The organism is Paenibacillus cisolokensis (genome assembly GCF_050481165.1).
GTDB lineage: Bacteria > Bacillota > Bacilli > Paenibacillales > Paenibacillaceae > Paenibacillus_AH > Paenibacillus_AH cisolokensis.
In genome coordinates this window covers 1-12,219 of the sequence record NZ_JBCNFP010000155.1, presented here as the reverse complement: position 1 = coordinate 12,219, position 12,219 = coordinate 1, and the positions used below count along the sequence as shown (strand labels likewise).

The window sequence follows — 12,219 nt, the reverse complement described above, 5'->3', positions numbered from 1 at the left end:
ACTTTCCGATTTCATGTTCAATGAACGTTTGATCGTCTCGTTAAAATCGAGGCCTCCGACCGCCTGGCAGCCGGCGGCTACGAACAACGCCAGCGCCAGCAGCACAAAACCGACACGCCGCAATCCTTTAGATTTTCCCATAAAAAACTCCTCTCCCGGTGAAATAAGACCATGCTTATTCTACCATGGAGAGGATAAATATGGAACAAAAATTTGGGACTAATTGCCTAATCGACGGCGCTGCTCTTTCGGCCCGATTCGCCGGATCAGCGCCGAGAACAGCTTGCGCAGCGGTCCCGGGAAGCCGCCGGTCTCGCCAGCCGTGACGACTCCAAGCCGGATGAGCAGCACCAGATAAAGCCCCCCGACCGTCACGCCGGTTGCGGCGCAGCCGGCGAAGAAAGCCAGCTTGTCCGGCCAGGAGACGAGCAGGCTGCGCACCAGATCGTCCATTCCCCATCCGGCAAGCGCGGAGACGGCGATCGTCGCCAGGTAGGCGCCCCAGCGGCTGCCGAGCACCTTCAGTTCCACTTCGCGGCGGATCATGCGCAAATTCAAATACGTAATCGTCAGGAAGCAAAGCGTCGACGCCAGTACGAGGCCGTAAGCGCCCAGCAGCGGCGCAAGGGCAAGGCTGGCGATGATTTTAACGGCGATGCCGACGAACGTGTAGACCATCGGATGATACGGCTTGCTCATGCCGAACAGAATCGAGTTGGTCGTCATCATCGTAATCTGGAAGATCGTCCCGGCCGTCAGCGCCGCGACGAGACCGCTGCCGCCCGGGCCGTCGAACAGCAGGCCGGTAACGGAATGCGCCGCAACCGTCAGCACGAGGGCTGCCGGAACGCCGGTAAAGACGACGATCCGCATGACGAGCGACGTCTGGCGCTGCACTTCGGCCATCCGGCCGGTCGAATAAGCGGCCGACAGCACCGGGATGATCGACTGGCTGAGCGCGATCGCCAGAATCGGCGGGATGCCTGCGATCGTCTGCGCCCGGAAGCCGAGCCAGCCCAGGGCGCTTTGGGCTTCGGCCGGCGTATAGAACGAGCCGGTCAGCCGGATGAACAGCGACGTATCGATCATATACAGCAGCTGCACCGTCATCGCCGTGACGACGACCGGCACCGATATGCGGAAGATTTCCCGATAGATCGCAGACAACCTGAGCGGCTTGCCGCCGGGCCGCGTACGCCGGAGCGGCGGATCGGCCGCATCCTGGCGCCGGAGCTTCAGCGCATACCAGACCATGACGAAAAACGCGCCGATGCTGCCGAAGACGCTGCCGAACGTCGCTGCCGCCGCCACCCAGCGGTCGCCCCAGCCGAGGTTCAGCACGACGAGCGCCAGCCCGACGCCGACGACCACGCGCATCACTTGCTCGATGATTTGCGAGATGCCGCCGGCCGACATGATCTGACGGCCCTGGAAATAACCGCGCATCATCGCGATGACCGGGAACAGCAAGAGCGCCGGGGCGATCGCCCGCACCGCCGCGTCAGCCCCGGGAACTTTGGCGATCACTTCGCTGAAAAACGGAGCAAATGCGTACAACAGCGTGGACATCAGAATGCCTGCAGACGCCCCGAACAGCAGCGCCGCCCGGTAAATGCGCTGCGCCTCGTCCGGCCGGCCGAGCGCGTACCGCTCGGACACCATCTTGCTGACGGCGCTCGGAATGCCGGCCGTCGCAATCGTCAAGAGCCACAGATAGACGCTGTTTGCCACGCTAAAGTAGCTGTTGCCCGCATCGCCCATCATGTAGTCCAGCGGCACGCGCTGGAAGACGCCGAGGAAGCGGGCGGTCAGCGCGGCGGCGGCCAGTATGATCGTTCCTCTGATTAGCGAATCCTTTTTTACCATTCGTTCAACAACCCTGTCTCCCCATTTTTCCGCCGTCCTTCGGTCGCAGGGGCGATTATGCGCCCGAGGGGGCCGGCACCGTTTGCGGCGCCGGCCCCCTGTCGGCCCAAGTCTTTATGCTTTCGCCTTAATCTCCTCGAGCGGCTGGTGATGGCCGCGAACCGGCTTCGCCGCCCCCGAAGGAGCCGCCCAGCGGACGGCGTTGCTGATTACCCGCAGCACGTTCGCGTCGTAATAGGTCGGGAACGTTTCATGTCCCGGCCGGAAGTAGAAGATTTTGCCCTGGCCGCGATAGAACGTGCAACCGGAGCGGAACACTTCGCCGCCCTCGAACCAGCTGATGAAGACAAGCTCGTCCGGCGCCGGAATGTCGAAATGCTCGCCGTACATTTCTTCCCGCGGCAGCTCGAAATATTCCGGCAAGCCCGCGGCGATCGGATGAGCCGGATTGACCGTCCAGATCCGCTCCTTCTCGTTCGCCTCGCGCCATTTCAGGTCGCAGCCGGTGCCCATCAGCTTTTTGAAAATTTTCGAAAAATGCCCGGAATGAAGCACGATCAGCCCCATCCCTTCCAACACGCGCTGGTGAACCCGCTCGACAATCGCGTCGTCGACCTTGTCATGACCGATATGTCCCCACCAGATGAGCACATCGGTCGCGTTCAGCCGCTCTTCGGTCAGCCCGTGCTCCGGCTCGTCCAGCGTCGCCGTGGCCACCTCGAAGCTCTCGTTCGCGATCCCATCGGCGATCGCTTGGTGAATGCCGTTCGGATATACTTTCGTTACCTCTTCGTGAGCCTTCTCATGCAGAAATTCGTTCCATACGGTCACTCTGATCATAGTTATTTTGCTCCTTTGCGCATTGATTCGGTTACCAGCCAACCATTACATTAAAACACCCAAATGAGGAACGCAACGATCATGACAAGCTGCAGCACAATTTTGACGACGACGCCGGAGAACAGGCCGACGACCGAACCGAAGCCGACCTTGGCCGACTTGTTCAGGTCGCTGCCGGCGATCAGTTCGCCGATGACGGCGCCGAGAAACGGACCGATGAGCAGGCCGAACGCCGGAATGACGAACGGGCCGATCAGCACACCGATCGTGCTGCCGACGACCGAGGCCCGGGATCCGCCGTACTTCTTGACTCCCCAGGCGCTGACCGCGTAGTCGGCGATAAAGAGCACCGCCAGAATAACGGTCTGGATCGCCCAGAACCAGAAGCCGAACGGCTCGAACGACACCATGAAGCCGTATACGAAGAAAGCGGCGTAAATCGCCAACGCTCCGGGCAAAACCGGGTAAATCGCGCCCGCCATCCCGATCGCAAACAGCAGAACGACAATGATCCATGCCGCGATTTCCACGAGCCGTCACCCTTTGAGCACGTATTCGCGAATCACATGCGCCACGCCGTCCTCTTCATTCGTCAACGTAACGACGTCCGCGGCCGCCTTGACCGCTTCCTGGGCATTGCCCATGGCCACGCCGAGTCCGGCCTCGCGAATGGCCGCGATGTCGTTCAGGCTGTCGCCGACGGCGACGACCTGCGACATGTCGAACCCGAGCAAGGCGCATAACTCGCGCAGGCCGGAAGCTTTGGTGACGCCCTTCGGATTGATCTCCAGATTCAAGGGGGAGGAGTTCGTAATTTCCAGGGAGCCCCACCCGGCCAGTTCCTCGCGAATCCGCGTCAGCGTAGGCTCATGCTCGGTGTGATAACCGAATTTGAGCCAATGGCGCGAATCGTAGCCCTCCTCGGGATCGAACCATTTTTCTTTGTTGTACAAACCTTCGACGGAATAGGCCCAGTACCAGACTTCCGGATGCTCGAGCGCGATGCGGTGCATTCTTTCGATATCGGCCGGATTGAGCGTCGAACGCCGGTGCAGCACATGCGGCTTGCGCCATACTTCGCCGCCGTTGACGGTAATCATCGGCGTGTCGAGCTGAAGCTGCGCCGCAAACGGCAGCACGTTCTGCACCCCCCGGCCGGTCGAGAAGCATACGATAACGCCGGCGTCCAGCGCGTCGTGGATCGCCTTCTCGTTTTCCTTGCTGATCTCGATTCGATCGTTCAACAACGTTCCATCCATGTCCAGAGCGACGAGTCTATAATCTCCCATGTCCGCCTCCTAATATACCAATATGGCCATTTTAGCACATTTGCGGCGGATTCCAAACGCCTGGTTGGAAGTTTTGTCCTTCGGACGGAACGTTGCCGCCAAAGACCGCGGATTTACCGTTGCAGCAGCTCCTCGATATGCACTTTGCGGCCGGTGCGGGCGCTTTCCAGCGCGCCGAACACCATCGCGATGCTTTGCAGATTGTCCGCGCAGTCGGTTTCCGCCGGACGGCCTTCCTCGAGCGCCGCGAACATCTCGTCGAGACAGCCGGCATGCCCTTCGCGGCCTTTCCAGTCGATGGCGGCTTCGATCCGTTCCGTCTCGCGGATGAAGCCGTCCGCGTTCGGACGCACCCGCTCGGCAAACACTTGCTCATGGCCGTCCCATATCGCGGTTCCTTCGCTGCCTGCAACGCGCCAGCTTGCTTCCCAGGAGGTCGGAGCGCCTTGCGCGCACCAGGAGCCGCGGTAGTCGAACACCGAACCGTCGGACATTTCAAAGATGCAGAGCGCCGATGCGTTCCCTTTGTACCAGGAGCCGGGCGGATTGAACTCGTGGCAGTACACCGCCACCGGATCGGCCCCGCTGATGAACCGGGCCTGATCGAACGTGTGGATCGCCATATCGAGCAGCAGCGGGCTCTCCATTTCGTCACGAAATCCGCCGAATCGCGGGCCGACGAAGAAGTCGGCGGCGATCAGTCCCGGCTTTCCGATCGCGCCCGACGCGATCAGTTCGCGATACGCCCGGATCGAACGCAAGTACCGGCGGTTCTGCATGACGTTAAACGCCAGCCCGCTCTCCTTCGCCGCCGCGACCATCGTCCGGGCGTCGCGCAAGTTGGCCGCCAGCGGCTTCTCGCCGAACACATGGCAGCCGGCCTTAAGCGCCGTCATGCAAACGTCGTAATGGCTGTCCGGAATCGTAATGTCGAACACGATGTCCGGTTTCGTCTGCCGGATCGCCTCCGCCAAATCGGTGAACACCGGCACGTCCAGCCCGTGGCGCGACGCCATCTCCCGGGCGGCTTGCTCGCGGATGTCCACAAGCCCCGCAATTTCGGCGCCGGTCCGTTCGGCCGCATAGCCGACCCATTGATTGGCCATGCCGCCGCATCCGGCGACGATGATTTTCCAGTTTGCCATTGCTGATCCCTTCCTCTCCCGCCGCGTTTGCGCGCAGGTTTGATCGAATAGATGGCTGACCCCATTATAAGCCGAAAATCGCTTTCGCACCGTAGCCGAAGTTGCTTATTTATTATTATATTTTGTCCGGGCCGGACAGCCCGGATGTCACAATACCGCGCTGTGCCGAAGTCTTATATACCGAATCCGTTATTTTTGACGGATAATAATGGAAACGGGGAGGTGATGGCCATCGGGATCGAGGAATGGATCGAACGGGCGAAAGCGGGGGACCCGGAGGCGTTCGAGCCGGTCATCCGGATGACCCAGCAGAAGCTGTACCGCTATTGCCGCTTCGTCCTGATGGACAATCAGGAAGCCGAGGACGCCGTACAGGACATTCTGTTCAAAGCGTACCGCCACCTGGGCTCGTACCGCGGCGGGAACGCCATGTCCTGGCTCTACAAAATCGCCGCCACTCACTGCGCCACGCTGCTCCGAAAGAAGGGGCGGCGGGAGCGGCTGATGTCGATGCTCAGCGCCATGAGCGGCGGGACGGAGAAAAGCGCGGAGCAGGCATTCGCCGATTCCGCCGGCGTCCGGCTGGACTGGCTCGGGCGATTGTCGCCGGCGGAGCGGGAAATCGTCGTGCTGCGGGTGCTCGCCGATATGCCTTTCGAGGAGATCGCCCGAGTGGCGGGCATTCGTCCGGCAGCCGCGCGCAAACGCTACGAACGGGCAAAAGCGAAGCTGCAGCAAAATTATTCAAAAGTCCGGGAGGTTGTTTATCATGAACGGGGATATGAATGTTGAACGAAAATTGCGCCATGTTTTCGAACGTTCGGAAGGGGAAGCGATCGACGTTACCGAACGGGTGATGGAACGGATTCGCCGGCATGACTCCGGGCGCCAATCCCGCACCCGGCATACCGCCGGCCGCAAGCTGCTGCCGGCCGCCGTCGCCGCGGCCCTTGCGTTCGGCGTCGTCTCGGCAAGCGCCAGCGGGCTGCTCGATTTCAGCTGGGAGGGGATCGGGATCAGCATTCAAAACGACGGAGAGAACCGGTACCATTCGGGGGACACCCCGCTTGTCGAGCAATTGGAGCAAGCGCTGGCGGCCGGAGCCGATACGTGGAAAGTGCTCGAGCCGGCCGAATTTGCGAAAGCTGCGGACTTTGATTTGATCGAACCGGCCCCCGCCGATGCTGGTCTGAAGCTGACGCAATCGTACGGCGTCGTGCCGATCGACCCCGATTACCGGGTGAAATCGTCCGAAGAACGGTGGCTCGGCGGGTATTACGATATTTACGAGGACGGAGAGGATTGGGTTGTCGCCAGGCAGCAATCGGACACCCACATGACGGATGCGGCGAACGGCAAAACGACCCTGTCGCTCACCTATGGGGACGGACCATGGGAACGGGTGGAGTTGAGCGGCGGCGATTTCGCCATATTCGTCGCCAGCGACGACGGCAAGGAAAATTTGCTGGAAGTGAAAAAATTGACGAAAGACCGGAACGTCGTCTCGTTGTCGTTCCACGGCAACATCTCCAAGGAGCGGATGATCCGTCTGGCGGAATCCTATCAAGCGAAGTAAGAAACAAAAAAGGAGCAGCTGTCCGCAGACGGGAGAGGACCGGACGGCTGCTACGCTATTGTCTGTCGTTTTTCGGCCAAAGTGACGTATCGGGCCCAGGCACTGCGTTCAGGCTTCCGGCGAGCGGTCCATATCCGCGGATGTTGCTGCGCTCGCCGGTTATCCGCTCTTCGGCAGACTGCCAAAGCATCTCAAGCTTGCGGCGGGGCTAACTCCATTGGAACTCATCGGCGAAAAGCGAATCCGGACCGGAAATACGTGTGGCGAACGTCATCTGACACGCCTGTCTTCTTCCCCGCGCGCCTGCCCGCTTTCGTCCGGGCGTTCCGTTCGGGCCTTGAGCGGCAGCGTGACCGCAAACCGCGTTCCTTGGCCCGGCTCGCTCTCGACGCGGATCGAGCCCCGATGCTTCTCCACGATGGCGTGCACGATCGACAATCCGAGCCCGCTTCCGCCGGCCGCGCGGCTGCGCGCCTTGTCCGCCTTGTAAAACCGTTCGAAGATCCGTTCCCGATCCGCCTCCGCAATTCCGATGCCGGTATCTTCGATAAACACCGTAACGCCGGCGCCGTCGTCCGACGTTTCGGCGCTTGCTTTGACCGTGCCGCCGGCAGTCGTAAATTTCACCGCATTGTGCAGCAAATTGAACCACACCTGGCTGAGCAGTTCCTCGTCCGCTTCGATCACAATGGCGGGCACGTCGATTTCCATCTCCAGCGAACGCGCCAGCCACTGCGGCTCCAGGGCGAGCGCGACCTGCCGCAATTGCGCGTCAAGCCGGTATGACCGTGGCTCAAACGGATGATATTCCGAATCGAGCGACGTCAGCTTCAGCAGATTGTCGCTGAGGCGCGAAAGCCGCTTGCACTCCATCTCGATAACGGATAAATAATGGTTTTTTTCCTCGGCGGTCAGCCGGTCGCTCCGCAGCGCCTGCGCGAAGCCGCTGATCGAAGTGAGCGGCGACTGAAATTCATGAGAGACATTCGATATGAATTCCTGCCTGAGCTCCTCCATCTGCTTCAGATTTTGCGCCATCGTATTGATGCTGTCCACGAACGGGCCCAGCGGTCCCATCTCCCGGGATCCTTCCAGGCTGACGTTAAAATCGCCTCTGGCGATCCGCTCCAACGCCTGGGTTATTTTGTTCCAGAACGCTTCCTGCTTGGGCCTCGACAGCCGTCCGAAGATGAAGGCGGTCAACAAAACCAGACCTAAGCCGAGCAAGCTCGTCAGCACGACGTTCAAATAGCCGGAAGGCCGGAAGCCCGCCATCCGGTAGAAGGCGGCCGCAGCCGCATAAGCTGCCGATACGTACAGCGTCCAGCCTCCGATCATAACGACGGCAATCGCGATGATCCGCAGCCAAAGCTTCTCCTCCAGGGCAATCTTCCATTTCGCTCTCATTGGCCAGCCTCCAGCCGGTAACCGAGCCCGCGCACCGTTCGAATTTTGACGGACGGGTCCCATTCCGCCAAACGGTCGCGAAGCCGGTTGATATGCACGTCGAGCGTCCGCTCGTTGCCTTCGAAATCGATTCCCCAGATGTCCTCGATCAATCGTTCGCGCGGCACCGTTCGACCGGCATGAACCGCCAGCTTGAACAACACCTCGAATTCCTTGAGCGGTATCGCCACCCGCTGCCCGCCGACCGCAACTTCGCAGGTTTGCCTGTCCAGCACGATCGCGCCGACAGCGGCCGTCTGCGATACGGCAATCCGGTAACGCTTCAGCAGCGCCTTCGTCCGCGCGACCAGCTCCGCCGGCTCGAATGGCTTTACCATATAGTCGTCGGCTCCGAGATCGAAGCCGCGAATTTTATGAGCGGTCTCGCCTTTGGCCGTCAGCATGAGCACCGGGAAGTCGCCGAAACGGCGGATTTCTTCGCACAGCTGCCAGCCGTCCATCTCCGGCATCATGACGTCGAGCACGGCCAGATCGATTTTCTCCGACTCCAGCAGTTCCAGCGCCTTCTTCCCGTTCTCCGCCTCGAACACGCGAAAGCCTTCTCTTTGCAGAAAAATACGTACAAGCTCCCTTATATGTTCATCGTCATCCGCAACCAGAATGGCCGGCATTCCCATCGCTCCTTTCATCGCCGTATCGCGGCGTCTAACTGGCGGCCGAATCGTCCAGCTTCAATTGGCGGTCGGCAAACTCGCGGTACGTCGCGTGCGAGCGGTACAGCTCGTCATGCGTGCCGATGCCGGTAACGCGCCCTTTATCCAGAAAGACGATCCGGTCCGCATCTGCGACCGTGGCCAGCCGGTGGGCGATAATAATCGTGGTTCTGCCCGCCATCAAATTCGATAACGCCTGCTGGACAACGGCCTCCGACCGGCTGTCCAGACTGGAAGTCGCCTCGTCAAGCATTAAAATATCCGGGTTGCGCAGCAGCGCCCTTGCGATCGCGATCCGCTGCCGCTGGCCGCCCGAAAGCTTGATGCCCCGTTCGCCGACTTCGGTATCGTACCCTTCCGGCAACTGGCGGATGAACTCGTCCGCGTAAGCCAACCGCGCCGCCTCCTCCAGCTCCCGGTCCGATACGATCCGATCCACGCCATAGCCTATATTTTCCCGGATCGTCCCCGCTATAATCGGGCATTCCTGCGATACATAGCCCAGCTTGCGCCGCCACGCCGACAGCGCATACGTCTCGATCCCGCGTCCGCCGAAGCGTATCGCGCCTTCGTCCGGCGCATAGAACCGCTCCAGCAGCGAAAATAAGGTCGTCTTGCCGCTGCCGCTCGGCCCGACGATGGCCGTCTTCTTGCCATGCTCGATCGTAAAGCTGACATTTTTCAACACCGGTTCGTTCGCCTTGTAAGCGAACGATACGCGGTCCACCTCGATCGTTCCGGCCTCCGGCACGTTCCGTTCTCCGCTCTCCAGATCCTCTTCCTCGGATTCCAATATTTCAATAATACTTTCCGTCGCCCCTTTCGCCTTCTGAAGCTGCGTGAAAAAATGCGTTATTTGCGTGAGCGGCATGACGATCTGAAACAAGTATAAAATAAACGCGACCAATTCGCCCGCCGTAATCGCGCCGGCCGACACCTGCGCCCCGCCGTAGCCGATTATCGTCACGAGCAGCAATAAAATCACGAACGAGACGAGCGGCGAAAGAACCGCCTGCGCCCGCCCTTCCCGGCGCCCGAACCGGAACAGCTTCTCGATGCCGTCGGCGCCCTGAACGTATTCGACCGGCTCGGAGCCGGATGCCTTGACGAGACGGATTTCCGACAGCACGCGGTTCAACACCGCCGTGAACCGGGCCGTCTCCTCCTGCATCCCTTTGGAAATGCGAAACATCGCTCTGCCGACCGGCATCATCATGAGCGCCGTTACCGGAAAGACGAGCAGCATAATCGCCGTCATCCGCCAATCCATCGTCAGCATAATCGCCAGCGCGCCCGCAACGGACAGAATGCCCGTGCAGAAGCTGGCGAAATGCTCGGCGACAAGCCCTTTCACGACGGCCGTATCGTTCGTCATGCGGCTGATCGTCTCCCCGGTCTTATGCCGGTCGAAGTAAGCGACGGGCAGCGCGAGCATTTTGCGCCACAGCCTTTCCCGGATCGCCGCCACGACGCGGTTGCCGCCAAGATTCAGCATGTAGACGGACAAGCCTCCGGCAATCGCCTGAGCCAGAAAAACCGTTCCCAATGCGACGATTTGCTTTCGATCGAGCGACGCGGCGGAAAAACCGTCGACCAGATTTTTCGTAAACAGCGGAAGAATCAGGCCCGCGAGCGTCGTCATAACGCTCAGCAGCAATGCCGTAAGGAGCAGCAGCTTCGGCGGCTCCGCCTGCAAAATGAGATTCCAAAGCCGGCGCCAGCTTCCCGGCTTATTCGATGCTTCCATCATGTCAATCAACCTTTCCCTTGCATGGCGCTTGTTTTCTCCGCCGTTTACTATACAGGCCGGATGTAAACCAAAGTTAAACAAGGGCTTCCATTCAGATCGTGTTGAACACAAAAAAGCCCGACTGAACATAAGCCAGCCGGGCATAAGGGCAAGCTTCATACACCCTCCGAAATTCTGTTTTCAAAAAGGGAAAACGGCTAACGATCACTTTGAACATGATTGGCCGCTACCCAATCCATATAGCTTAGAATTTACTCGGTTGATATTAAAACTCCGGACTAGTGGAGTTACGGCTATCTTTTCCAATCTCTGTTCGCTGCTCCTTGACTTGTTTCAACGCGGCGACGATCAGAAAGCTGACGATGACAAGCAGAAGCCAGGAGCTGACCTTGCCTACATGGACGAGACGCCAGGTGTCGGATTGATTCGGGTATTCCCACGCACGAAAAAAGGTGGCGACGTTCTCCGCAATCCAAATAAAGAAGCCGATCAGCGCGAAGGAGAGGACAAGCGGCATCCGGTAGCGATGACGGCCGACCTCATAGGTAACCCAGGTTCGCCAAAATACGATCAGCACCAAGGCCGAAAGCCACCAGCGAATGTCGACCCAATAATGATGGGTGAAGAAATTCAGGTAGATTGAAGCGGCAAGCGGGGTAACCAACCAGAGTGGAGGCCATCGAACAAGGTCTACCTTCAGGCGCCGCCAGGCCTGGCACAGGTAGCTGGCCACGCTGGCATACATAAATCCGCTGTAGAGGGGGACTCCATTCACCTTCGTCCAGCCTTCTTCCGGGTACGACCAGGACCCCATGTGTACCTTGAACAGTTCCAGAGCCAAGCCAATCAGGTGGAAGACGGTGATAACCTTCAGCTCGTCGCGTGTTTCAAGACCGGAGCGCAGCATCCATACCTGCATGGCCAGGCAGATGACCAGCAGCCAGTCGTATCGGGGTAGCCAGGGAAGAGGAATGAGCTGTGTCAGAGCCAGTGATGCAAAGATGACCACAGGAAATACACAGGACAGCGCTTGCTGCCAGCCGAAGCGTACCAGCTGCTGCAGAGCATGCCATAAGCGTCTTTGCATAAGCTTCTCACCTTCTGAGTGGATTACACGAAACGGTTATATAGTAGCTCGCCTTTTATAAATTTGACTCACTTCAGAATCCTTAAGTGTCTTCGTCACTTTTATATTCTAGAATATCTCCAGGCTGACATTCTAAAGCCTTACAAATCGCCTCTAAAGTTGATAATCGAATTGCTTTTGCCTTTCCATTTTTCAATATGGAAAGATTGGCCATCGTAATTCCAATCCTCTCCGAAAGTTCTGTAACGCTCATTTTCCTTTTCGCCAGCATCACGTCAATATGGATTATAATCGCCATGTTATTCACCTCAGACCGTCAAATCATTTTCTGATTTTATATCAATAGCCTCTTTTAAAAGCTTTTGGAGAACAGCAGCAAAAACGCCAATCACCATGGAGGCAAAAATCATGACCAATCCGATTACGATGATACCCGGGGCGTCGTCTGCTTCAGCCATGAGATAAAAGAGCGGCATGCCTGCCACATACAAGATGCTGATTGTGATTGCACAGTATTTTATTTTCTTTAAAAGTCCGGTGATTTAA

12 protein-coding genes and 1 pseudogene are annotated in these 12,219 nt (G+C 58.8%); 2 read left to right on the top strand and 11 right to left on the bottom strand.

Annotation, left to right across the window (positions count from 1 at the left end):
* Window positions 1-219: 219 nt before the first annotated feature.
* From ABEV74_RS21235 to ABEV74_RS21215, 5 genes are all read right to left on the bottom strand, one after another.
* Window positions 220-1,866 carry a putative polysaccharide biosynthesis protein gene (locus ABEV74_RS21235; RefSeq protein ID WP_430149384.1) on the bottom strand — a complete coding sequence of 549 codons (1,647 nt, stop codon included), beginning with the start codon at window positions 1,864-1,866 and terminating at the stop codon, window positions 220-222.
* Window positions 1,867-1,980: 114 nt separating this feature from the next.
* Window positions 1,981-2,706, bottom strand: coding sequence for a ThuA domain-containing protein (locus ABEV74_RS21230; protein WP_062491503.1), 726 nt, complete (start codon window positions 2,704-2,706; stop codon window positions 1,981-1,983).
* A gap of 50 nt (window positions 2,707-2,756) precedes the next feature.
* Window positions 2,757-3,236, bottom strand: a complete 480-nt coding sequence (locus tag ABEV74_RS21225; RefSeq protein WP_201024073.1) for a DUF456 domain-containing protein — start codon at window positions 3,234-3,236, stop codon at window positions 2,757-2,759.
* 6 nt (window positions 3,237-3,242) lie between these two features.
* Entirely contained in the window at window positions 3,243-3,995 is a 753-nt protein-coding gene (locus ABEV74_RS21220) for a Cof-type HAD-IIB family hydrolase (RefSeq protein ID WP_430149381.1), read from the bottom strand.
* A gap of 113 nt (window positions 3,996-4,108) precedes the next feature.
* A complete protein-coding gene (locus ABEV74_RS21215; protein ID WP_430149379.1) occupies window positions 4,109-5,140 on the bottom strand; it encodes a Gfo/Idh/MocA family protein in 1,032 nt (343 codons plus the stop codon).
* Between the two features lie 225 nt (window positions 5,141-5,365).
* On the opposite strand from ABEV74_RS21215, the gene ABEV74_RS21210 reads away from it, so the two are divergent.
* Window positions 5,366-5,932, top strand: coding sequence for an RNA polymerase sigma factor (locus ABEV74_RS21210; protein ID WP_430149376.1), 567 nt, complete (start codon window positions 5,366-5,368; stop codon window positions 5,930-5,932).
* Window positions 5,910-6,716 (top strand): hypothetical protein, encoded by an 807-nt coding sequence (locus ABEV74_RS21205; protein ID WP_430149373.1) that lies wholly within the window; start codon window positions 5,910-5,912, stop codon window positions 6,714-6,716. The genes ABEV74_RS21210 and ABEV74_RS21205 overlap by 23 nt, the downstream gene beginning before the upstream one ends.
* 270 nt (window positions 6,717-6,986) lie before the next feature.
* On the opposite strand, the gene ABEV74_RS21200 is transcribed toward ABEV74_RS21205, so the two are convergent.
* The 6 genes and pseudogenes from ABEV74_RS21200 to ABEV74_RS21175 form a co-directional block, all read right to left on the bottom strand.
* Window positions 6,987-8,123 carry a sensor histidine kinase gene (locus ABEV74_RS21200; RefSeq protein ID WP_430149370.1) on the bottom strand — a complete coding sequence of 379 codons (1,137 nt, stop codon included), beginning with the start codon at window positions 8,121-8,123 and terminating at the stop codon, window positions 6,987-6,989.
* Complete coding sequence (locus ABEV74_RS21195) at window positions 8,120-8,794, bottom strand: response regulator transcription factor (protein ID WP_062491492.1); 675 nt, start codon at window positions 8,792-8,794, stop codon at window positions 8,120-8,122. The genes ABEV74_RS21200 and ABEV74_RS21195 overlap by 4 nt, the downstream gene beginning before the upstream one ends.
* Window positions 8,795-8,828: 34 nt before the next feature.
* Window positions 8,829-10,583, bottom strand: a complete 1,755-nt coding sequence (locus tag ABEV74_RS21190) for an ABC transporter ATP-binding protein (protein ID WP_430149387.1) — start codon at window positions 10,581-10,583, stop codon at window positions 8,829-8,831.
* Between the two features lie 268 nt (window positions 10,584-10,851).
* A complete protein-coding gene (locus tag ABEV74_RS21185; RefSeq protein WP_430149367.1) occupies window positions 10,852-11,673 on the bottom strand; it encodes a DUF817 domain-containing protein in 822 nt (273 codons plus the stop codon).
* 82 nt (window positions 11,674-11,755) lie between these two features.
* On the bottom strand, window positions 11,756-11,971 hold the full coding sequence (locus ABEV74_RS21180; RefSeq protein ID WP_062491488.1) for a helix-turn-helix domain-containing protein: 216 nt from the start codon (window positions 11,969-11,971) through the stop codon (window positions 11,756-11,758).
* Between the two features lie 10 nt (window positions 11,972-11,981).
* Window positions 11,982-12,203: pseudogene (locus tag ABEV74_RS21175) on the bottom strand (DUF2975 domain-containing protein); the annotation flags it as partial.
* Window positions 12,204-12,219: the final 16 nt, after the last annotated feature.